The sequence below is a fragment of the Cellvibrio chitinivorans genome (assembly GCF_035117775.1).
Classification (GTDB): Bacteria; Pseudomonadota; Gammaproteobacteria; order Pseudomonadales; family Cellvibrionaceae; genus Cellvibrio; species Cellvibrio chitinivorans.
The window spans coordinates 133,374-156,260 of the sequence record NZ_JAYKKN010000003.1 but is presented as its reverse complement, the minus strand read 5'-3'; the positions used below and the strand labels follow the sequence as shown (position 1 = coordinate 156,260).

21 protein-coding genes and 1 pseudogene are annotated in these 22,887 nt (G+C 46.7%); 17 read left to right on the top strand and 5 right to left on the bottom strand.

Annotation, left to right across the window (positions count from 1 at the left end):
* Window positions 1-30: 30 nt before the first annotated feature.
* A complete protein-coding gene (crp, locus tag SPL68_RS10550; protein WP_394982205.1) occupies window positions 31-666 on the bottom strand; it encodes a cAMP-activated global transcriptional regulator CRP in 636 nt (211 codons plus the stop codon).
* A 262-nt stretch (window positions 667-928) separates the two neighbouring features.
* Here crp and SPL68_RS10545 point away from each other — a divergent pair, with 262 nt between their 5' ends.
* Window positions 929-1,348, top strand: a complete 420-nt coding sequence (locus SPL68_RS10545; RefSeq protein ID WP_323815102.1) for an OsmC family protein — start codon at window positions 929-931, stop codon at window positions 1,346-1,348.
* A gap of 85 nt (window positions 1,349-1,433) precedes the next feature.
* Here SPL68_RS10545 and coq7 read toward each other — a convergent pair whose 3' ends face one another.
* Complete coding sequence (coq7, locus tag SPL68_RS10540) at window positions 1,434-2,081, bottom strand: 2-polyprenyl-3-methyl-6-methoxy-1,4-benzoquinone monooxygenase (RefSeq protein WP_323815101.1); 648 nt, start codon at window positions 2,079-2,081, stop codon at window positions 1,434-1,436.
* A gap of 139 nt (window positions 2,082-2,220) precedes the next feature.
* Here coq7 and SPL68_RS10535 point away from each other — a divergent pair, with 139 nt between their 5' ends.
* The 4 genes from SPL68_RS10535 to SPL68_RS10520 all read left to right on the top strand — a co-directional run bounded on the left by SPL68_RS10535 (window position 2,221) and on the right by SPL68_RS10520 (window position 5,856).
* Window positions 2,221-3,702, top strand: coding sequence for an AAA family ATPase (locus SPL68_RS10535; RefSeq protein ID WP_323815100.1), 1,482 nt, complete (start codon window positions 2,221-2,223; stop codon window positions 3,700-3,702).
* Between the two features lie 20 nt (window positions 3,703-3,722).
* Window positions 3,723-4,280 (top strand): 1,6-anhydro-N-acetylmuramyl-L-alanine amidase AmpD, encoded by a 558-nt coding sequence (gene ampD / locus SPL68_RS10530; protein ID WP_323815099.1) that lies wholly within the window; start codon window positions 3,723-3,725, stop codon window positions 4,278-4,280.
* A 38-nt stretch (window positions 4,281-4,318) separates the two neighbouring features.
* Window positions 4,319-5,284: a regulatory signaling modulator protein AmpE gene (gene ampE, locus SPL68_RS10525; RefSeq protein ID WP_323815098.1), complete on the top strand. Its 966-nt coding sequence runs from the start codon at window positions 4,319-4,321 to the stop codon at window positions 5,282-5,284.
* An 89-nt stretch (window positions 5,285-5,373) separates the two neighbouring features.
* The gene (locus tag SPL68_RS10520) at window positions 5,374-5,856 is read left to right on the top strand and encodes a YajQ family cyclic di-GMP-binding protein (RefSeq protein ID WP_323815096.1); all 483 of its coding nucleotides are present in this window, start codon (window positions 5,374-5,376) and stop codon (window positions 5,854-5,856) included.
* 79 nt (window positions 5,857-5,935) lie between these two features.
* On the opposite strand, the gene SPL68_RS10515 is transcribed toward SPL68_RS10520, so the two are convergent.
* Together SPL68_RS10515 and SPL68_RS10510 are read right to left on the bottom strand one after the other, a co-directional pair.
* A complete protein-coding gene (locus tag SPL68_RS10515; protein ID WP_323815095.1) occupies window positions 5,936-7,261 on the bottom strand; it encodes an AmpG family muropeptide MFS transporter in 1,326 nt (441 codons plus the stop codon).
* A 71-nt stretch (window positions 7,262-7,332) separates the two neighbouring features.
* On the bottom strand, window positions 7,333-7,671 hold the full coding sequence (locus SPL68_RS10510; protein WP_323815094.1) for an MGMT family protein: 339 nt from the start codon (window positions 7,669-7,671) through the stop codon (window positions 7,333-7,335).
* Window positions 7,672-7,872: 201 nt separating this feature from the next.
* On the opposite strand from SPL68_RS10510, the gene SPL68_RS10505 reads away from it, so the two are divergent.
* The 6 genes from SPL68_RS10505 (at window position 7,873) to SPL68_RS10480 (ending at window position 13,471) form a co-directional block, all read left to right on the top strand.
* Window positions 7,873-8,904: a DUF481 domain-containing protein gene (locus SPL68_RS10505; RefSeq protein WP_323815093.1), complete on the top strand. Its 1,032-nt coding sequence runs from the start codon at window positions 7,873-7,875 to the stop codon at window positions 8,902-8,904.
* 31 nt (window positions 8,905-8,935) lie between these two features.
* On the top strand, window positions 8,936-9,475 hold the full coding sequence (locus SPL68_RS10500) for an FxsA family protein (protein ID WP_323815092.1): 540 nt from the start codon (window positions 8,936-8,938) through the stop codon (window positions 9,473-9,475).
* 261 nt (window positions 9,476-9,736) lie between these two features.
* Window positions 9,737-10,027, top strand: coding sequence for a co-chaperone GroES (locus SPL68_RS10495; RefSeq protein ID WP_323815091.1), 291 nt, complete (start codon window positions 9,737-9,739; stop codon window positions 10,025-10,027).
* A gap of 80 nt (window positions 10,028-10,107) precedes the next feature.
* Entirely contained in the window at window positions 10,108-11,751 is a 1,644-nt protein-coding gene (gene groL / locus SPL68_RS10490; RefSeq protein ID WP_323815090.1) for a chaperonin GroEL, read from the top strand.
* 195 nt (window positions 11,752-11,946) lie between these two features.
* On the top strand, window positions 11,947-12,531 hold the full coding sequence (locus SPL68_RS10485; RefSeq protein ID WP_323815089.1) for a Fe-Mn family superoxide dismutase: 585 nt from the start codon (window positions 11,947-11,949) through the stop codon (window positions 12,529-12,531).
* Between the two features lie 151 nt (window positions 12,532-12,682).
* Window positions 12,683-13,471 (top strand): hypothetical protein, encoded by a 789-nt coding sequence (locus SPL68_RS10480; RefSeq protein WP_323815088.1) that lies wholly within the window; start codon window positions 12,683-12,685, stop codon window positions 13,469-13,471.
* 88 nt (window positions 13,472-13,559) lie between these two features.
* Here the strand turns inward: SPL68_RS10480 and SPL68_RS10475 are convergent, their stop codons facing one another.
* On the bottom strand, window positions 13,560-15,671 hold the full coding sequence (locus SPL68_RS10475; RefSeq protein WP_323815087.1) for a methyl-accepting chemotaxis protein: 2,112 nt from the start codon (window positions 15,669-15,671) through the stop codon (window positions 13,560-13,562).
* 229 nt (window positions 15,672-15,900) lie between these two features.
* On the opposite strand from SPL68_RS10475, the gene SPL68_RS10470 reads away from it, so the two are divergent.
* The 6 genes and pseudogenes from SPL68_RS10470 (at window position 15,901) to SPL68_RS10445 (ending at window position 22,870) form a co-directional block, all read left to right on the top strand.
* Entirely contained in the window at window positions 15,901-17,421 is a 1,521-nt protein-coding gene (locus SPL68_RS10470) for a fumarate hydratase (protein WP_323815086.1), read from the top strand.
* 894 nt (window positions 17,422-18,315) lie between these two features.
* A pseudogene (locus SPL68_RS10465) lies at window positions 18,316-18,900 on the top strand (methyl-accepting chemotaxis protein); the annotation flags it as partial.
* Window positions 18,901-18,917: 17 nt separating this feature from the next.
* Window positions 18,918-19,196 (top strand): STAS domain-containing protein, encoded by a 279-nt coding sequence (locus SPL68_RS10460; RefSeq protein ID WP_323815084.1) that lies wholly within the window; start codon window positions 18,918-18,920, stop codon window positions 19,194-19,196.
* The gene (locus tag SPL68_RS10455) at window positions 19,197-20,384 is read left to right on the top strand and encodes a SpoIIE family protein phosphatase (protein ID WP_323815083.1); all 1,188 of its coding nucleotides are present in this window, start codon (window positions 19,197-19,199) and stop codon (window positions 20,382-20,384) included.
* A gap of 40 nt (window positions 20,385-20,424) precedes the next feature.
* Window positions 20,425-20,790, top strand: a complete 366-nt coding sequence (locus tag SPL68_RS10450; RefSeq protein WP_323815082.1) for a response regulator — start codon at window positions 20,425-20,427, stop codon at window positions 20,788-20,790.
* Between the two features lie 40 nt (window positions 20,791-20,830).
* Window positions 20,831-22,870 (top strand): chemotaxis protein CheA, encoded by a 2,040-nt coding sequence (locus tag SPL68_RS10445; protein WP_323815081.1) that lies wholly within the window; start codon window positions 20,831-20,833, stop codon window positions 22,868-22,870.
* Window positions 22,871-22,887: the final 17 nt, after the last annotated feature.

Genomic DNA, 22,887 nt, shown 5'->3' with positions numbered 1-22,887 from the left:
TTTGTTTTATGTATTGAGTGGTGCGGAAAATTAACGGGTGCCGTAAACAACCATTGTTTTGCCTTTTACCATTACCAAACCTTGCTCTTCCAAGGTTTTGAGTACGCGTCCGACCATTTCGCGGGAGCAGCCCACAATGCGGCCAATTTCCTGACGAGTAATCTTGATCTGCATACCATCCGGGTGGGTCATGGCATCTGGTTCTTTGCATAACTCCAGCAGTGTGCGAGCAACACGGCCGGTTACATCAAGGAAGGCCAAATCGCCTACTTTACGAGTGGTTGCACGTAAGCGGCGAGCCATTTGGCTGCCGAGTGCAAACAAAAATTCGGGATGACTTTCGGAAATTTCCTGAAACTTAGCGTAACTAATTTCAGCAACTTCACATTCAGATTTCGCACGCACCCAAGCACTGCGCGAATCTTTTTCGTCAAACAAGCCCATCTCACCAAAAAAGTCGCCATCATTCAGATAGGCAACAATCATTTCGTGGCCTTCATCGTCTTCGATCAATACAGTGACCGAACCTTTCACGATGTAGTACAGCGAATCACTCTTATCGCCCGCGTAAATGATGGTGCTTTTGGCGGGATAACGGCGACGGTGACAATGAATTAAAAATTCTTCCACATTCTTAATGTGCGGTGTAAGCGAGACGGCGACCAAGGTGCGGCTCCTGTTAATGGATTTTTATATTACTAATTGTGATATGAAATTTATTATGACGACAAGCCCATCGCACTGCTATAGATATGCCATGACATGCTGAAAATTTGTGATGCAGTTATAAGCCTAGAGAATTGAATTGTCTAGATAAAGTCGCCATTTATAGTAAATGCGTTGATTTTGGCGACGTTTTCGGTTTTTTTGTTCCCTGTGTTACCCTAGAGGACTATTTTTTTGATGCAATTTTGCGATGGGTGGAATTATGCAAGCGGTTGTGAAATGGGTTGATGGCGCCCAATTTTTAGGCGAGTCGGGTAGTGGGCATACAGTATTAATGGATGGCCCGCCAGATCATGGTGGCCGTAATACCGGCGTGCGCCCGATGGAAATGTTGTTGCTTGGTTTGGGCGGCTGTTCATCATTTGATGTGATGAGTATTTTGACTAAGGCTCGCCAACAGGTGACTGATTGTCGTTGCGAATTAGAAGCGGAGCGCGCAGAGGGCGTACCTTCACCCTTTACCAAAATTCATATGAAATTTTTGGTTACGGGTAAAGAGTTAAAAGAAGCTCAGGTAAAGCGCGCAGTAGAACTGTCGGCGACCAAATATTGTTCTGCATCGATTATGTTGGAAGCGGGGGGAGTTGAGATTACGCACTCCTACGAGATCCGCGAAGCCTAAGACTTGTAAGTGATTTATAAGTTAAGTGAAATAAAAATGCCCGCATCGCGCTGATGTGGGCATTTTTGTATGCGATAGGTAACCTTTAAATACGGTAGCTGGCAGTAGTCATTACTTTGGATACCAGTGTCATTAAACCTTTTACGGGTAACGGGAACTGATAGCCACCTGCATTTAATGCCATTTGCGCATGGTTAGCTTCATCCACCAGCATTTGTTCAATTACCGCGCGGCTGCGGCTATCTTGAATCGGTAATTCTTGCAGATGTTCTTGCAGATGTTTGCACACCTGATCTTCTGTTGCGGCGACGAATCCCAAGCTAACCTTGTCACTTACTAACCCTGCACCTGCGCCAATCGCAAATGAAAGCCCGTACCAGACGGGATTTAAGTAGCTGGTGTGGCTGCCCAGTGCATCGATACGCTCTTGGCACCACACCAGATGATCAATCTCTTCATCTGCTGCATGTTCCATTTCGGCGCGTACATGGGGCAATTTGGCGGTCAATGCTTGGCCTTGGTAGAGCGCTTGGGCGCAGACTTCACCGGTGTGATTAACACGCATCAACGCCGCCGCTTTTTTGCGCTCGGCTTCGCTCAGGTCTGCTTCATCTAAAGGGCGGGCAGGTGATGGACGTTCGCAGGTCATATCGCTACCCGCTGCCAGTGTGCGCAGGGCGCGATCTGCATTGATGATGACTTTGTCGATGAGGCTTAAATGCGTGTTGAACATGGTGATGTCCTCCTGAATCAGTTTGTCATTTAAGCAGAAAAGCTCGGCGCATCCCAGTAGCTAAAAATTATTGCAAGCCGATAGGTGAGGCTGCATGCTTGTGCCTGAATAAAATCAATCCTGCTGAAAGGAGTTGTGCGTGCAAGATGTCGATGAAATAAAGCTGTTGCTGGATTCCCGTATTCCGCTGTTGGTGATTGAAACTTTTGAGGAGAAAAAGGCGCTCGATGTGCTGCTCAAAGTGGCGAACAAACACGGCAAGGATCTGCATCGCTGGTCGCTTACGGAGGGGCTGACCCGCTTGAATTTTGGCCCGCAATTGGTACCCAAGGGTAGCGAGCTAAACGAGCCGGAAGAAATGTTGCGCCATATCAAACAGCAGCATCAGCCAGCTATGTTTGCACTTTGCGATATTCATCCCTTTTTGGTGGATCAGCCGCAGGTTGTGCGTTTATTAAAAGATATAGCGCTCAATCATTTCGCAGTCCCACACACCCTTGTTTTGCTGAGCTATCAACTTCGTCTGCCTCCAGAATTAACCCGCTACAGCGCTTCATATACGCTCACCTTGCCCGATGATGACAAGATCATGGAAATCATTCGTGAAGAGGCGAAAGACTGGTCTGATCGCCATGCAGGAGCGAGAGTGAAGACTGACAACATAACTCTCAAAAAAGTAGTCAATAATCTGCAAGGCATGAGCATCAGCGATGTGCGTCGTTTGGTGCGCTCGGCAATTTGGAATGATGGCTCGCTTAATGAAGATGATTTACCGCGAATCAACAAAGCGAAGTTTGCGTTGTTGGATATGGAGGGGGTAATTAGTTTCGAGCAGCAAATGGAAGATTTTTCCAATGTTGGTGGTTTACACAATCTAAAGCGTTGGCTGTTAACGCGTCGCGATGCGTTTAACAACGATGATTCTCCACTTGATCGCCCCAAGGGTATTTTGTTGCTTGGTGTACAAGGGGGCGGTAAAAGTCTCGCAGCAAAAGCAGTTGCCAGCATGTGGGGCTTGCCCTTGATGCGTATGGATGTGGGCGCGCTTTACAACAAGTTTCATGGTGAAACCGAGCGCAACTTGCGCGAGGCATTAAAACTTGCCGATGCTATGTCTCCCTGTGTGTTGTGGCTGGATGAAATTGAAAAAGGCATGGCGCAAGATGGCAATGACAATGGCGTATCCCAACGTTTGTTAGGTACTTTGCTTACATGGATGGCAGAGCGGCGCACCCGCGTGTTTATTGTCGCGACCAGCAATGATATTTCGCGTTTGCCACCTGAGTTGATCCGTAAAGGGCGTTTGGATGAAATCTTTTTTGTCGATTTGCCCGATGCGCTTGTACGCAAAGATATTTTCACTATTCATTTGCGCAAACGTAATTGCGCGCTCGCTAATTTCAATCTGGATGAGCTGGCAGAAGCTACGCAAGGCTTCTCTGGCTCCGAAATAGAACAGGCGATAATCGCTGCGCTTTATTCGGCGGGTGCTGAGGCAAAACCTTTGGGGACGGATATTTTGTTGCGTGAAATTGCAGCGACAAGCCCACTGTCGGTGGTGATGTCTGAACAAATTGCCGGATTGCGTTTGTGGGCGGCTGACCGGACTATTCCGGCATAATGTGATAATTGGTTAAAAAAATGACAGACGATAAATCGCAAATCCTTGCTGGATGGTTGCATTGGGCAGAGCAGTGTCCATCGCCCAATTTTAATTTCCGTCCGGATGATAGCGAAATCAGCTTATTGATAATTCACAATATCAGTTTGCCGCCGGGTGAATTTGGCGGCGGATATGTTCAGCAATTCTTTCAAAATAAATTGGATGCGTGCGTGCATCCTTATTTTGAAACCATCGCTGATCTTCAGGTTTCTGCGCATTTATTCATTGAACGTGACGGTAAAGTGACGCAGTTTGTGCCTTTCACTGGGCGCGCTTGGCACGCGGGTAACTCGTGTTTTGCTGATGTTGTAGATTGCAATAACTACAGTATTGGGATTGAGCTGGAAGGCACTGACGATATTCCCTACACAGATGCGCAATATCGCGCGCTGGAGAAAGTTTCTCGCCAGTTGCTGCTGACTTATCCTAAACTAACACCTGAGCGTATTACCGGGCATTCGGATGTGTCGCCCGGGCGCAAAACCGACCCTGGTCCGGCGTTTGATTGGCCGCGTTATCGCGCTTCTCTTGGTTAATGCCATTTTTCTTTTTGACTGAAGAGTGATTAGACAACATGATTTTTCTCAGTTTGGTTGCAGTACTCGCAATAGTGTATTGGCTTGGTTCCGCCAGTTTTCTTCAATATGACGGCTGGTTTAAATGGCTGAGCAATCGCTTGCAAAAAGTCCCTGGCCTCTCGGCTGCTCCCGCATTACCACTGGCGCTATCACTAATTATCTCGTTGATCGTATTAGTGGTTGCTTTTGTACTGATCTATGAGTTGGCGGGAAAACAGTATTTATTTTTCCTCTATGTGCCGGTGTTGTTGTACAGCCTTGGGCGCGGAAATATTTTGACCGATGTGCAGGAATACATCGCACTGGCGACTCGTGGTGATAGTGTTGCTGCGACGCAATTATTGGATCGTCTGCGCGCGAGTGAGTCAGTAGCAGATGTGAGTGATTGGCGCGGATTGCACACAGAGGCGTTGAAAGTATTTGCCTATCGCGGATTTGAACGCATGTTTGCGGTGCTGTTCTGGTTCTTTATTGCAGGGCCGTTTGGTGCTTTGTTATATCGCTTGAGTGTGTTGTATCGCGATTTCGCTGAAGCTGGCAGCGAAGCACAGGCGGTTGCTAATCAATGGCTGTGGTTGCTGGAGTTACCGTCGGTACGCTTGATGGGTATTACTTGGGCGCTGGTAGGTAACTTTGAAACCTGTCCACTGCGTAAAAATCTGCTCGATATGCAAAGCTCATCTGATTATGTTTTGAACGAATGTCTGCGCGGTGCTTTAGGTGCGCCAACCGATTGTTCAGCATCCGCTATGGAGCAAATGAATTCTGCTGAACAAGCGGAGATGCAGGAAGAAATGGAAGAGGAAACGCAGGATATTATTGAAGATCTGACCGGTGATGTAATCACCACTCACTCTGAACCTGCCTATTCTTTTGCTTTGGTGAAATCCAGCGTGCCGCTGTATTCCCGTTCTCTGTTGTTCTGGATTTGCGCTATCGCCTTTGCGACGTTGATTGTTTAATAGTTGTGTAATTGATAAGAAAAGGTTGTTTGATAGGCAACCTTTTTTCTTTGTGTGAATGATTTAATTTTGTTTGGAAGAGGTTAGTTATGCCATCGTTTGATGTGGTATCAGAAGTTGATAAACACGCGCTGACCAACTCGGTTGATCAAGCCCAGCGTTTAATTACCAATCGTTTTGACTTTAAGGGCGTGAATGCCAGTTTCGAGCTCAAAGAGTACGAAATCACCATCACTGCTGATGCTGAAATGCAACTTGATCAAATGCTCGACATTCTCAGACCAGCCATGGCAAAAAATGGCATTGATGTGAGCTGTCTGGAAGTAGGGCAGGTCAAGAGTGCGGGTAAACAAGTTAAACGTGAAGTAAAAGTTCGCACCGGTATCGACAAAGATCTGGCGAAAAAAATCGTTGCCTTGGTGAAAGATAAAAAACTGAAAGTGCAGGCCAGCATTCAAGGTGAGCAAGTGCGTGTAACGGGTAAAAAGCGCGATGATTTGCAAGAGTGTATCGCCGCCTTGCGTGCCGCCGAGTTGGGAATGCCAATGCAGTTTGAAAACTTCCGCGATTAAGTTTTTACGTTAGATAAATCGCATGCCAGCAAAAAGCCCTGTTTATCGACAGGGCTTTTTTGTTTTTTTGGATGTCTATTTATGTGCTGCTCGACGCTTCGGTTTTTTTCAAATGATTCCAAAGCCAGGCAAGAATCAGCAGTGTTGGTATTACCGATAGACTACTCAAAATATAAAACCAGGAATAACTGCTGGCTTCCACGATATACCCAGACAGTCCGCCAATAAATTTACCTGGTAAGTTTGCCAGTGATGCCAATAGCGCATATTGAGTCGCGGTGAAATTCTGGTTGGTGAGGCTTGACATAAACGCTACCAGCACAACACCCGCAAAACCTTGGGAAATATTATCGGCGCTGATTGCCGCAAAAAATGCCCACTCCTGCCCCGGATTATTCGCCATCAATAAATAAGCAATGTTCGATAGAGAGACGACCAGCGTCGCGACAAATAACATGCTGCGCATACTGAATGCGGCGATACAAATTCCACCTAAAAATGCACCGCCAATACCGACCCAAACACCAAACAATTTAGAGACTGTGGCTATATCTGCCTTGGTATAACCTGAATCCAAATAAAACGGCCCCGCCATTACGCCAATCATTTGGTCGGGTAATTTAAACAGGCCGACAAACACCAATAGCGCCAGTGCGAGCAATACACCGTTGCGCGAAAAAAACTCTTGAAAGGGTTTGATAAACGCATCCACGATATGAACATCGCGTACTTCCAGTGTGCGCTCAGCATCCGGTTCTTTGCAAAAAAACGCTGCAATTAATGGGATAACCAAACAGAGCGCCATCATTAAATAAGCGCTAGTCCAGCTAAATAATTCAGCGAGATAAAAAGCCACTGCGCCCGATAAGATCAGCGCAATGCGATAGCCCAAAATATAAGTCGCCGCCAACGCTGCCTGATATTCAGCAGGTGCAATCTCAATGCGATAAGCATCAACTACTGTATCCAGCGACGCACCGGCAAAGGCCGCAATTCCAACCAGTACAATAAAAATACTAAGTGATGATTCAGGCCCTATGAGAGCAATCGCGATCAGCGCAGAAATTAAAACAATTAGCGATGTGACCAGCCAGCCTTTGCGACGCCCTAAAAACGGCAAGCTGTATTTATCGATTAGCGGCGCCCATAAAAATTTGAGCACATAGAAAAAGCCGACGAAACTGATCAATCCAATCACGCTGAGTTCAAACCCAAGGTCGCGCAACCAAGTCGATAGAGTCATGCCACCGACTAATAAAAATGGCAAACCGGAACCTAGTCCCAAGCAAAATAATGTAATCGCCGAAGGTGTTGCGAACGCGCGTTTGATACCGCGCCAGCCTTTGTATTGGTTCTGGGAGTTGTCTTTGTCGGTGGCGTTGGCGTTGTTATCAGATGAATTCATAGGGGGCGATGAGTGCTTGTTGGTTGATGTGGCTAGTTGATGTGGCTAGTTGATGTGGCTAGTTGATGTGGCTAGTTTGTGTGAACAGTGTAACCGTAAATTTTCAGGTTGATTTTGTTATTGGTGAAGTTTACGCCTTCTGCTTCCAGTCGTTTTTTCTGTTCTTTATAGCCCGCCGAATCTTCGGGCAGAGAAATTTTTCCCTGTGCATTAATTACTCTGTGCCACGGCAATTCAGTGTGCTCGGGCAATCCACACAAAACCGTTCCTGCTAGCCGCGCTGCACCGGGTAATCCAGCCAGCGCGGCAAGTTGCCCATAGGTAATCACACAACCAGCGGGGACGGACATAAGCGCTAAATAAAGTGCTTCGCGATTATTGGGGTGAGCGTTGGTGTTGGGTTTGTTCATAGCGGCAATCATGGTGTAGATGTGAGTAGGTGTTGCGCGAAGTGTATAAATTTTGGCGATTCGCGCGACGACTTTACGTGAGTAAACGCAAGGTAACCTAAATTAACATTATTAACACTTTTAGCATTGCAGTAGAGGGTAGGTGTCATTTAAAAGAGAAAGTTACCCTCTGAATTGGCCAGTCCCGCTGGAAGGTCTGCTATGAAAAAAGCCCTCTCATCCTGTTGTTTTTTATTGTGTTGGCTCAGTCTGTGTGCGAACGCTGGCGTGGTTGAGCTGCTCAATGGTGATCGACTGGAGGGTGAGTTAGTAAGCATCGATGAAGATCATTTGTTGTGGCGTTCGACTAATTTTGGCGAGCAGAGCATCAAAAAGAGCGACATTAAAAATATTCAATCCGATGTTGCTTTAAAAATTAACGGCAACAATGTTCCCTGCCGTTTGGAGCCCATGGATGCCGAGTTTTTGCGCTACCGCTGTGAAGAATCGGAGAAGGTTAAGCGGGCATCTTTGCTGCGTGTTAAAACACTTATGCCCTATGAGGACTATAAAAAAGGCGCCTATGAGCACCACGGAGAGCTAAAGCTCTGGGGAGCCTATTCGCGTGGTAACGAAGTGCGCGATGAGTGGAATGCACAAGGCGAGGTCAAGTTGCGCCGCAATGACTTCCGTCATGTGCTCGGTGGTGAATTTGCACGTGCCTCTTGGAATTATTCTGCGCCACAGGAGCGTTGGAATATGCGTTATTCACTCGATTGGTTTATGGGTGAGCACTGGTTTTGGTACAACAGTGGTTTGGCGGGTGCTGACCCCCAGCGCGGAATCAGCGCGTATCACCACTTGGGTTCTGGCGCGGGTTATCAATTCTTTGAGAATAAAACCATCACCTTGTCGATGAAATCAGGCTTGGCATTGATGGAAGAGTCCTATGTGCTACCCGATGAGCTGGAGGGAGATTACGCCCCGGAAGATGATTTTCTCGCGCTGGGATTTGCCTTTGATTTTCGCTACAACCTGCCGTGGGGCGTTGGGTTTTTCCATAATAATGAAGTCTTGCAGCCCACCGACAATGACCCGAATTTGCAGTTAAAAACCTCTACCGGGCTTAGCTCGATGATCCTCAAGCGTATTTATTCCGAGTTTAAAATTGACTATTGGTTGGATCGCGATCCGCAGCCAATGCGCAAAGACAAGGATACGCGCATGTCACTGGGGGTGAGCTACAAATGGTAGACTTGGGTTTTTCTTCTTCTGGATGTTGTTGATGCGTATTCTCCCTCTGTTGTTGTTACCTTTCCTGGAGTTGTGGCTGATGATTGTCATTGGCAGCGAAGTCGGCGCCTTGGCGGTGATCGCTTGGTTGGTGGCGATGATTTTGGTGGGGGTTAATCTACTGCGTTATCTGGGCACGTCAAACATGATGAAGGCTGCGCAAAATGCCCGTAGTGGGGTTATGCCGGTGCAATCGCTAGGCGATGGATTGTTCAAGGCGATAGGCGCTGTACTACTCATTATTCCCGGGTTTATCACCGATTTTTTGGCATTGTTGTGTTTTATCCCCTTGGTGCGCCGTTTGCTGTTAGCGCGTTGGATGGCCAATGTCGCGGTGCGTGCGCGCGACTTTCAAGCATCTGGCTTTAGGGCAGGGCCTTTTGGATCATCGACAGGTAATGTGTATGAGCACCAAGGCTCGGAGCATTCGCATCCTGATCAGCCCAATGCCGATCAGCCTCACATCGGCGTGACTATTGATCAAGAGCCCGAATCCTCTGGCTCGCAAGAGCCTAAAGATGGCTCAAAGTAGAGTCATTTCGACAATTTTCACCGCATCAGGTTGAAATCCCCAAACCCAGCCCCACATAGGTTTCACCGCTTTTAGGCCGCCACCTTTAATTAATCTTAAAGGGGGAGGTGTCCCGTAAATCGGTGGCCTTACTGACGGCCTTGAAACTTTTCTGGCCGTCCCTATATGTCATCACGCGGAATCATCATGCTTTTTACCCTTGAGGGCGGAAAAGCCGGATTCCAAGCTTGTTAAACCCGTATTGTTAGGAGACAAAGTTCCATGAAAATTCGTCCGTTGCATGATCGCGTTGTAGTTCGTCGCAAAGAAGAAGAAACCAAAACCGCTGGCGGCATCATCCTGTCTGGTTCTGCAAAAGAGAAGCCGAATCAAGGTGAAGTTCTGGCAGTAGGTAATGGCCGTGTATTGGCAAGCGGTGAGCTGCGCCCATTAGATGTAAAAGTTGGTGATGTAGTTGTATTCGGCAAATATGCTGGCAGCGACACCATCAGTATCGATGGCGAAGAGCTGGTAATCCTGAGCGAATCAGACATCAAAGCGGTTCTGGTTTAAGTCAGACCCTCACGAATTGAATGTGGAGTTGCGATCAAGCAGCTTCACCGGATTAACAAAAGTTTTTAGGAATTGAAGATATGTCAGCTAAAGAAGTGAAATTTGGTGATAGCGCACGTCAACGCATGTTGGCTGGTGTAAACATTTTGGCCGATGCTGTTAAAGCAACCCTTGGCCCAAAAGGCCGTAACGTAGTGCTGGAGAAGTCTTTCGGCGCACCTACCATCACTAAAGATGGTGTTTCTGTTGCTAAAGAAATTTCTCTGAAAGACAAGTTCGAAAACATGGGCGCGCAAATGCTGAAAGAAGTTGCTTCTAAAGCATCTGATGACGCAGGTGACGGTACTACTACTGCAACCGTATTGGCTCAAGCCATTGTTAACGAAGGTTTGAAGTCAGTTGCTGCTGGCATGAACCCAATGGATCTGAAGCGCGGTATCGACAAAGCGATCATCGAAGCAGTTAAGCATGTTCAATCGATTTCTGTTCCTTGTGTAGATACCAAATCTATCGCACAAGTAGGCACCATCTCTGCAAACAGTGATGTGTCTGTAGGCGCGCTGATTGCTGAAGCAATGGAAAAAGTGGGTAAAGAAGGTGTTATCACCGTTGAAGAAGGCACCAGCCTCGACAACGAGTTGGACGTAGTAGAAGGTATGCAGTTTGACCGCGGTTACCTGTCTCCATACTTCATCAACAACCAAGACAACATGAGCGTTGAACACGATCATCCGTTCATCCTGTTGGTTGATAAGAAAATCTCTAACATCCGCGAATTGCTGCCAGTGCTGGAAGGCGTTGCCAAATCTGGCAAGCCACTGGTAATCGTTGCAGAAGATGTTGAAGGCGAAGCGCTGGCGACACTGGTTGTAAACAACATTCGTGGCATCGTGAAAGTAGCTGCAGTTAAGGCTCCTGGCTTCGGTGATCGTCGCAAGGCGATGCTGCAAGATATCGCCATCCTGACTGGCGGTACTGTGATCTCTGAAGAAGTAGGCCTGGATCTGGAAAGCGCTACCGTTGAGCATTTGGGTACTGCAAAACGCGTAACCATGAACAAAGACAATACCACTATCGTTGATGGTGCTGGTAACGCTGAAGAGATCAAAGCGCGCGTACAACAAATCCGCGTACAAATTGAAGAAACTTCTTCTGACTACGACCGTGAAAAACTGCAAGAGCGCGTAGCTAAACTGGCTGGCGGTGTTGCGGTAATCAAAGTGGGCGCAGCAACTGAAGTTGAAATGAAAGAGAAAAAAGCGCGCGTTGAAGATGCTCTGCACGCTACCCGTGCTGCAGTAGAAGAAGGCGTTGTGCCAGGGGGCGGTACCGCTCTGCTGCGTGCTGTTGCTGCAATAGTTGACCTGAAAGGTGACAACGAAGATCAAAACGCCGGTATCGCGATTGCTCGCCGTGCGATGGAAGCTCCACTGCGTCAAATCGTTGCTAACGCTGGTGATGAGCCATCAGTTGTTGCTGACAAAGTAAAACAAGGTTCTGGCAACTTCGGTTACAACGCTGCATCTGGTGTATACGGCGACATGATCGAAATGGGTATTCTCGATCCAGCAAAAGTAACTCGTACTGCGCTGCAAGCTGCAGGTTCTATCGCTGGTTTGATGATCACTACCGAAGCGATGGTTGCTGATCTGCCAGAAGACAAACCAGCTGCTCCAGATATGGGCGGCATGGGCGGTATGGGTGGTATGGGCGGCATGATGTAAGCCGACCCACTCGACAATTGCGGCCCCTAGTGGGCCGTAATCGTTTTGGGCAATTGATAATCTTTAGTAACTGACCATCCTGTTTTTTTGCGATAGTGAATTTTTAATAATCGTAATTTCAATTAGTTGCTATTATTCGCGACAGAAGTTTAAACATAGATCGACTCTAAACAACCGTGACCTAGGAGAAACATCATGGCTTTTGAATTACCAGCACTGCCTTATGCAATCGACGCTTTGGCTCCTCATATTTCTCAAGAAACTTTGGAATTTCACCACGGCAAGCACCACAAAACTTACGTTGATAAGTTGAACGGTCTGGTTCCTGGTACCGAGTTTGAAGGCAAATCTTTGGAAGAGGTGATCAAAACCTCTTCTGGTGGCGTATTCAACAACGCCGCGCAAATCTGGAACCACACTTTCTACTGGCACTGCCTGAGCCCTAACGGCGGTGGCGCAGCAACTGGTGCTGTTGCAGAAGCGATCAACAAAGCGTTTGGTTCTTTTGACAAGTTCAAAGAAGAATTCACCGCCTCTGCTATCAACAACTTCGGCTCAAGCTGGACTTGGTTGGTGAAAAAGGCCGATGGTTCTGTTGCTATCGTAAACACCAGCAACGCAGCAACTCCATTGACCGATGCTTCTGTTACTCCAATCCTGACTGTGGATTTGTGGGAACACGCTTACTACATCGATTACCGCAATGCGCGCCCAACTTACATGAACGCTTTCTGGGCGTTGGTAAACTGGGAATTCGTGAACTCTAACTACGCTAAGTAATTAGGTTTTGCGGTACAAAAAACGGGCTTCGCGCCCGTTTTTTATTGCGTGAAATAAAAGTGCTGGCCTATGTTTGTCGTGTGCGCTGCTATAAACTGCGCGCATTCGTTACTCACTTTGATCATCGTCTCATCCTAAGGTATTTGTTGTTATGGAACGCAGAGAACCCACATTATCGACTGGCGGAACCCCTGAACCGACGGATTCTTATTCGCGTCGCCCGCAGCCACAAACACATGATCGCGATGACGATGTAGCGCCAGCGCGACCTGCGCGCAAACCCACCCCGCATTCGACTCCAGCTTATGTGCCAGCAGCGCCTTCCAGTAGTTTACCGGCGGTCGCATTAATTATTGCGCTTGTTGCCGTTGGCGGCGCGGGCTTTCTTGGCTGGCAATTGTTCCAAGCGCAGGAAATGTTGAAGCAAGCCGATGTTCGTATTCAGGGCTTGGAGCAGCAGTTGAATTTGTCTTCGGAAGAGTCCAGCGCATCGGTTGTCACTCTGCAATCCAACGTGAAAAAAGTGGATGCTGAAGTGCGCCGTATTACTGCATTGATTGAAACCAATCGCAAAGCAATTGCCGCTAACACCGAAAAAACTACCGCAGTTGCGCGCGATGCGGCCAATGCGCAAAAAGCTGGTACTGATGCAAAAGCCGGTGTCGCTTCTTTGAAGACAGAAGTTGCTGCGAATAAAACGGTTGCCGATGCAGCAGCAGCAAAAATTGATGGCATGAGCACCAGTGTCAGCCAGCAGGTTCAGGGTTTGCAAAATCTGAAAGAAGAGCTGGATAAGATGCGCTTGGAAATGACCGCTTTGGATAGTTTGGCTGCCCGCACCAGCAACAACGAAGAAGCGATTAAATCGATTGATGATTTCCGCCGTAGTACCAATCGCGAGTTACTGCAACTCAAGCAGCAAATGGGCGGCGCTCAATAGTGAAGCATCTTGAGCATTGCTAGATTTAAAAAAACGGGGCGATCAAATCGCCCCGTTTTTTTGCAGCTCATTTTTTAACAGAGCATTTTCAGCAGCGCAGCTGTGTGAGATGGCTGTCGATATCCTGAGTGATTTTATCTACATTGCCGCTGGCCGAGAAAATACTGTTGGCCAAGCGCTCCAGCTCCTGTGTGGCTTCGCCGATAGCAGAGATATTGCGATTAATCTCTTCCGTCACTTGATTTTGTTCTTCTGCGGCCGCAGCCACTTGATAAGAACTGTCGGTGATGGCGTTCATACCTGCCGTTGCAGTAGTTAAGCGTTCATAGGCATTTTCGGCCTCGATGAGCGTATCGCCAACCCGCTGGGTGTTTTGATTAATTTGCACGACTGATTGATCCACTTGTTGTTGCAGGGCTTGGATCAAATTTTTAATTTCCTCTGTCGATTGCTGCGTGCGCGCTGCCAGTGAGCGCACTTCATCTGCTACTACGGCAAAGCCGCGCCCTTGTTCGCCAGCGCGCGCAGCTTCAATTGCTGCGTTGAGTGCAAGCAAATTTGTTTGCGCGGCAATGCCCTGAATAACATCGGTAATGCCACTGATTTTAGTGCTGCTTTCTGCGACTAGTTGAATTTTGCGGCTGGAGTCAGAGAAGTCGGTCGCAACGCCTTTGAATTCCGCCAGTGTGCTTTGGAATAAATCCCGTGCGTGATTAATTTCTTTAACGGAGTTTTCTGAATCGGTTGAAGTATTGCTCGCCAGTTTGGCGACTTCATTGGCGGTGGCCGACATTTCATTGATCGCCGCCATAATATTTTGAATTTGCTCCACTTGAATTTCGGTTGCCGAGCGCGTGTTTTTCGATGTTCCCGTCAGATTATTACTCTGCTGTTTTAGCTTTTCCGAATCCTGTTTGATGGCGATGATCATGCCGCGCAGTTTTTCGGTAAAACTGTTGAAGCCGTTGGCCATATCGATCAATTCGCGGTCATTTGAAGGAACCAGTTTTTGGGTGAGGTCGCCCTCGGAGCTGGCGAGTTCGCGCATCATGCCGCTCATACGCACAATTGGTTGCGTCGCCGCTTTAATCCACAGTGACACTATGATCACAAACGCCACCAACAAAATAACTGCGAGGCCAATCATTTTGCTGGCAGTGCTTAGGCTGCTTTCTTCCAATGAAATGGAAAGGTCGTCCACCACGCCATACGCCAGCGCGCGCGGTGTCGCTATCACAATTTTCCAGGGGTTTTGCACTGCATCCACACGAATGGTTTCCACCGTAATAATTTGATCCTTATAGATGAATTGCCCTTGGTTATTTTGTGCCAGTGCAGTGGCGAGTGAATTATCGGCCTGTTCAAGTGCTTTGCCCAACGACTCCGGGTGTTGGTTGCTGGCGACGATTAAATGCTTGCTGCTTAGCAGATACAAACTGGCTTTGCCGTCGTAGAGCGATTGTGCTTGCGATAAAAGCTGTTGTTGCAGGACGGGCAGATTGATATCAATCCCGCTAACGCCGCGAAATTCACCTTGCACCAATACTGGCGAAACAATGGATGTCATCAACATTTCATTGCCGGGGCTGATCTCGTATAGATAGGGTTCCATTAAACAGGTTTTGCGGCTGTCTTTGCTGCACAAATACCACTCGGATTTGCGCAGGCCGTTTTCATCCAAGCTGGTATCTGTTTGAGTGGCGTAGTCGACACGGTTAAATTCCGCTTGGCCATTATTCGCGACCCAATAGAGCGCCATGCTGCCGATTTCCGAGCTGTAGAGGCGATCATCAAGATACTCGGCATCACGTCCGTCATAGCCATTGGGTTCAAATTGGGCGTAGATGGCGGAGGCAGAAGGGGAGGCGAGCAGTAAGTCCTGCGTGAGTTGTTTGACCTGCGCGCGTGAATAGTTGGGCGCACTCGCACCTTGCGCGGTGCTGCTGAGGAGCGCGGCCAAATGCACAGCGATATCGGCGTTGCGGTTGAGTAAGCTACTGGTTTCCAGTGCGCTGCTTTGGGCGATTTCGCGCAGGCGACTATCGATGGTCTCCTGCATAGAGCTGGCGCTTTGCTCAATCGAGCTTGCTGCATTTTGGGACATCGAACGCCATGCCACAAAACTCAGGCAACCCATGCTAAAGGCGAGGATAAGCGCGACACTCAAACTCAGTTTAAAGCGCAGTGAGAGAGCATTCATAACCTTGTGATTCCTTTTAATAACCGCCTAAGTGTATTGGGTTGTGTAAATGAGTTTGCCTGTTATTTGGCAGTCTAGCTGTTGCTTGTGTATTTGCACGTCAACCAGCACTAGGGTGTGATCGCGTTATGTCAGTATTCCAAGCCTGAAAGATCAGGGCTGATGGTGTAGAATTGGCGCCCGGTTTTATCCCTTCCGATATCCGATCTAACAATTCGAGAAGTTCATTATGCCAACCGTGATTCGCCAACAAGACCTTATCGACAGCGTCGCCGATGCGTTGCAATTTATCTCCTACTACCATCCGGTAGATTTCATTCAAGCCATTCACAAAGCCTACGAGCGCGAGCAAAACAAAGCCGCCAAAGATGCGATGGCGCAAATCCTTATTAACTCGCGCATGTGTGCCATGGGGCACCGCCCTATCTGTCAGGACACAGGTATCGTGACCGTGTTTGTGACCGTGGGTATGGATGTGCAGTGGGATGCGCAAATGAGCCTCACCGACATGGTCAATGAAGGTGTACGCCGTGCTTATAACCACCCCGACAACGTATTGCGAGCATCGATTCTGGCTGATCCGGATGGCGCGCGTAAGAACACCGGCGACAACACGCCCGCTGTGATTCACTACAACATAGTCCCCGGCAACACTGTCGATGTACATGTAGCGGCCAAAGGCGGCGGTTCTGAAGCAAAAACTAAATTTGCGATGCTGAACCCATCGGATTCCATCGTGGATTGGGTTTTAAAAGTGGTTCCTGAGATGGGTGCTGGCTGGTGTCCGCCGGGCATGCTGGGTATCGGTATTGGTGGCACTGCTGAAAAAGCCATGCTCTTGGCAAAAGAAGCGCTGCTTGATCCGGTTGATATTCAAGAGCTGCAAGCGCGCGGTGCCAATGATCGCTATGAAGAATTGCGTATCGAGTTGTACGACAAAGTAAACCGCTTGGGGATTGGTGCCCAGGGTTTGGGTGGTTTGACGACTGTGGTCGACATCAAAATCAAAGACTACCCAACTCACGCCGCGAACAAAGCAGTGGCGATCATCCCTAACTGCGCGGCAACCCGCCATGCACATTTTGTATTGGATGGTTCTGGCCCAGCGTTCCAGACCCCGCCCGCGCTGGAAGATTATCCGGATATCACTTGGGAAGTGGGTGACAGCGTGCGCCGCGTAAATCTGGATACACTCAAGCCAGAAGATGTACAGGACTGGAAAACAGGCGAGACCATTTTGCTATCGGGCAAGATGCTCACCGGCCGCGATGCTGCGCATAAAAAGATGACTGACTTGCTCGCCAAAGGTGAGCCGCTGCCAGTCGATATGAAAGGCCGCTTCATTTATTACGTTGGCCCGGTTGATCCAATCCGCGACGAAGTGGTCGGCCCCGCTGGTCCGACGACTGCGACCCGTATGGACAAGTTCACCCGCACCATGCTGGAGCAAACCGGTTTGCTCGGCATGATCGGTAAATCCGAGCGTGGCCCACTTGCAATTGAGGCGATTCGCGATAACAAGTCGGTATATCTGATGGCAGTGGGTGGTGCGGCCTATTTGGTAGCGCAAGCGATCAAATCATCCAAGGTGCTTGGCTTTCCTGAATTGGGGATGGAGGCCATCTACGAATTTGATGTGAAAGACATGCCGGTAACTGTGGCGGTGGATTCGCGCGGTGAATCAGTGCACACCACTGGCCCCAAAATCTGGAAAGCAAAAATCGAAGAAGGCGTTCTAGAGATTCAATAGTTTATTTTGTTGCAACATGCTCAAGTAATCTTGAGTGGTTTAAAAGCGGCAGTCATATGGCTGCCGTTTTTTTTGACTTAAAGAATTAATCAAAATAAAAATAATTTTTTTAAGTCTTTTGGTAATTTATCTTGCGTAATAAAAAAGTCTTAACGACTATTTTTTTATAAAACCATGCCAAATTCTTTGCAAACCCAGCAAGCCGCTATAAACCTGCTACTGTTAAAACGTCTTATAAAAATACTGGTTTTGTAAATCAGCTGGTAAAAAACTAGCCAGGTCACCCAGGGATCAATGGAGTTGAATTCATTTATGCAGGTGAAAAAATTATGGCTGCCCTCTGTTGCATTTGTGGCAGGTTCGTTTATAGGCGTTTATTTTCATCCAATTGCAGGAGCCGGTTTAGTATCGGCTCTGCTTGTTTGCATAATTTTTTTTCCTGCTTCATTTATCGGTAATAGCGCCAGCCCGCAAAACGAAAACTCCCAATTAAAACTTCCCGCGGAAAGGGATAATCATTCAGGCCCGCTAGGGTCATTAGGTGAAACTAGTTCGATTGTGGGTGAGGTAATGCAGGAAAGCATGAGCAACTTATCCGCTCAAATTGGTATTCAAGCTGATGCAGTAAATACCTTGGCTCAGGCGTTTGAGCAGATTAAAAACCTATTGGAGCAGCAACAGCAAGGGATGCAGCAGTTGCTATATGAAGCTGATGCAGGGGAAAGCGGCGATAGTATTTCTGCGAGAATGAATCTATTTGCAGAAAAAACCTACAAATTACTCAATCAATTTGTTGATACCACAGTCAATATGAGCGCCTCCTCGGTAGAGCTTGCTGAGAAAGTTGGGGCAATCGCCAAACAAATGCCGGATGTTCAAAAAGCATTAAAAGACATTGATCAAATTGCCGCGCAGACGAATTTACTTGCGTTAAATGCAGCAATAGAAGCTGCTCGTGCAGGAGATGCAGGAAGAGGATTTGCGGTAGTTGCAGATGAAGTTCGCGCATTATCAAATCGCTCGGCTGGTTTCAGCTTGGAAATTCAAAAGCGTTTAAATGATATAGCTTCCGCAATTAAAGAGCTTAGTCATGTTGTTGGTGAAGTGGCCTCGCAGGATATGACTTACGTTTTAAAAGCGAAAGCAGAAATGCAGAGTGTCAGTGATAATTTAATCGATAAAGCAGATAAAGATCAGCGCATTAATCAAGATATGGAAGCCTTGGTGGGGCAGTTGGTGGTTGCACTGCACAATGCGACACGCGCTCTACAATTTGAAGATATGTCCACCCAAAATATGCGCCACATTATTCAGCGATTGGAAGAGCTGGTGCCTATTATTGATTCTCTGCAAAGTGCAGATGATGGACTCTCTCGCTTGGATGATGAATTGGCGAGATATCGACAATCTCCGTTCCGACAAAAACATAACCCTGTATCTGCCAATTCGGTTGCTAGCGGATCAGTTGATTTGTTCTAAATCCAAGGTGATTAAATATGTCTGGTATTGGTGCTATTCGAATGCCAAAACGTTTTGACTATTCCTCGATTAGTGCCTTCAATAATCAAGTGGAAGAAATATTAGCTCACACAAATCAAGTCACTCTGGATTGTGCGGATATGGAATATATTGATAGCGCAGGTATAGGTTTGCTAGTGATGGCGCATAGGAAAGCACAATCGCAAGAAGCAAAAATTATTTTAGTAAATATGAGGGATTTCCCGAAAGAAATTCTAATCCTTGCGAATTTACAAAAGATAATTGAGATGAAATAGATGGTTACTAAAGTTGTGTTGGTTGTGGAGGATGAGGAGCACTTAAATAACATTTTATGCGTTTTTTTACAGAAAAAGAGTTTTGCAACCAAGTCGGCATGCTCCTTTAAAGAAGCCGTTGGATTGTTAAAGTCAGGTTTAGAGTTTGATTTGATTGTTTTGGATTATAACCTTGGTGATGGAACTGGTGATGATTTTCTTGTGAGTCTGCAAAAATACTATCAGGGAACGATTGCACCTCCGGTGATGATAGTTAGTGGTAATGATGACCCTGTGTTTATTGAGCAATGTTTTTCCAAAGGAATTTATGATTATCTAATTAAACCCATTAATTATTCGTTGTTTGCAATAAAGGTGATGTCTCTAATAAAAATTGTAGAAATGCAGGGGCTCATTGTAGCGCAAAACAAGGAGTTGCAGCGATTTAAACGGGATTCAGAACAAGAGCAGCTAGTAGCAAAATTTACCTATGAATATTTGTTGCAACAAAATAACCAACTAATTGAAGGTGTAACCAGTTGGTTAAAACCTTTGCTGGCTTTTAGTGGTGATATCGTCCTGACCCAGATGTCTCCAGAGGAAGATTTTTATTTTTTGCTTGCAGACGCAACAGGTCATGGTTTGTCGGCGGCCATTACTCTTTTACCTGTGGTCAATGTTTTCAATACCATGGTTAGTAAGGGGTTCGATGTTAAATCGATTGTTGCGGAGATAAATAAAAAATTAGTTAGAGATACTCCTGACTTTCGATTTGTGGCTGCAGTACTGATTCGATGGCGTTTTGCAGATGGCATGCTTGATGTGTGGAATGGAGGAATGCCTGCTGTGCATTGGATGAAGAATGGTCATGTGTTTAACCAGTTTGAATCCCGGCATATGGCGTTGGGAATCTTGGGTGAAGACTTATTTGATAATAGTGTTGTGAGTTGCCCTGTTGATGGATGCGGTGAATTAATCGCTTATACAGATGGCTTAATTGAAGCCGCTAATAATAATGATGTGCGGTTTTCTATGCAGGGCGTTATCGATAATCTTTGTGCAAATTCAGATGCACAATTGGAAGCCTTAGTGGAGGCCCTAAATCGGCATGTAGAGGGGCAAGGATTTAATGACGATATTTTAATTTGCAAGTTAGATCTTCATCGCATCGAAAGTGCACACAAGACTAGAGCTACTGGATCACTCTGATAGCTATCAGATATTTTTTGAGATTAAAGGGTAGGGAGCTATGGGAAAGAATGTACTGATTGTGGATGATTCTGTGTCTGTGAGACAGATGGTAGAAGCAACACTCAAATCTGCAGGTTATATGGTGACAGCTGCAAAGGATGGGCTGGAAGCATTTAATTTATGCAAAACCAAAAGTTACGATTTTATTCTGACGGATCAGAATATGCCGAATATGGATGGGCTAACATTTATTAAATCTACCCGCGCGTTACCTTCCCATGCGCGCACGCCAATTGTTGTGCTTACTACCGAGGCGAGTGACGCGATGAAAGCACAAGGGCGCGCGGCGGGTGCAACCGGATGGATGGTCAAACCATTTGATCCTGCAAAACTGCTTGAGATTGCAAAAAAAGTAATGGGCTAACGCGAATTGTTTTAGGTTCAATTTTTCGAAGGACGTGGATATGTCTATCGATATGCGGCAATTTCATACCGTTTTCTTTGAGGAGAGTCAGGAGCACCTCGAAGAAATGGAGCAGTTACTTCTGGACTTGGATGTGAATAATCCAGATTCAGAGATGCTTAATAGTATTTTTCGCGCTGCTCATTCAATAAAAGGCGGTAGTGGGATTTTTGGGTTTGATGCACTAGGAAGTGTTACCCATATTATGGAGAGCCTGCTTGATAAAATCCGTAAAGGACAAATGCCAATTGCTGAGACTATGGTTGATTTGTTCCTGAATTCAGTTGATCAGCTAAAAAGTATTTTACATTCATATAGAACAAGCAGTGATATAGATTGGTCTTCCGTTCATAAGATAACAAGTGAACTGGAAAGCGTTACATCAGGTGGATGCAATAAAACTGCTGGCGAAGACAATAACGAGCAGGGCTACGGTTTTTTTACTATTCCAGAGCCTACAGTTAAAGATGATGCTTATGGCTTTTTTGATGAGCCGCCACAATCAGAGCAAAGTTTTGGTTTCTTTGATGATCTTCCAGATGAGAAATTATCGTTAGATGATGAGCCTGCACCAATTAAAAATAACAGCACTCATTCTGTTCCTCGGAGTGATGATGTATTTGGTTTTTTCGAAGATTTATTAGTGGATGGCGCGGAGCCTATTGCTGCATCAACAGCTAATCCATCCTTGCCCCCAGAAATTGAAAAAAATAACAAACAAGCTCCCAAAAGCTCGCCCGGCACATCAGCAGTGTCGTCCAGTATTAATGATGTAAATAATCAGGTTGGAACAGGGCATACGTCAGTAAAAACAGTTTCAACAAAACCCAAGCAAAACGAAATCACCTCTCCTGAGAGCTCTTCTATTCGGGTCGATGTGGCGAAAGTTGACCAGCTGATTAATCTTGTCGGTGAAATTGTTATCACTCAATCAATGATGAGTTTATTGGGTAAGAGCCTGGATGGTGCCATTGCAGAAAAATTTCAAACCGTTGCAAATGAACTTGAGCGCAATACGCGTGAAATTCAGGAGGCGGTTATGTCAATTCGCATGTTGCCAGTTTCATTTGTATTTAATCGTTTTCCGCGAGTTGTAAGAGATCTTTCAAGCAAATTGGGCAAGCAAATTGATTTGGTGATTGAGGGGGGCGAAACTGAGCTGGACAAAGGACTGACAGAAAAACTTGTCGACCCCTTAACGCATTTGGTGCGCAACAGCATTGATCATGGAATTGAATCGGCTGATGTACGCCGCGAACACGGTAAAAACCCAATTGGCACTGTTGTGCTTCGTGCTGCGCAACAGGGAGGGAATATCGTTATCAGTATTAGCGATGATGGTGCCGGGCTTAATCGGGAACGAATTCTTACAAAGGCGCGAGAGAATAATATTCCTATTGCGGATAGTCCTAGAGATGAAGAAGTCTGGCAATTGATTTTTGCTCCCGGATTTTCGACTGCAGCTGAAGTAACGGATGTGTCTGGTCGTGGCGTGGGTATGGATGTTGTAAAACGCAATGTACAAAGTTTGGGAGGGCGGATTGATATTGAGTCAACAGCAGGTGTAGGTGCTACTTTTACTATTCATTTGCCGTTAACGCTAGCGATTGTAGATGGCATGTGCGTTTCTGTGGGCGATCAAACTTTTATTGTTCCTTTGGTTCATATTGTTGAGTCTATGCAACCTTCCGCGGCAGATATCAAAACCTTGGCTGGTGATGACCAATTGCTGCATGTGCGCAATGAATATTGGCCAATCTTGCCCCTGTTCAAAATCATGCAATTGGATTCCCATTTTTCCGATGCAAGTAAAGGCATTGTCGTCTTGATTGAAACAACTAAATATCGATTTGCCTTGTTTGTGGATGCTTTGGTTGGGCAGCAGCAAGTTGTTATAAAAAGTCTTGAGCAACATTACAAGCGTGTTCAGGGAATTGCCGGCGCGACCATTATGGGTGATGGCAGTGTCGCATTGATTTTGGATGTGGAATCGCTGGCGCTAAACGTAAATCACAATGTCGAGATCGCAACAGCTGTTTAATTGAAAATGTTATTTAG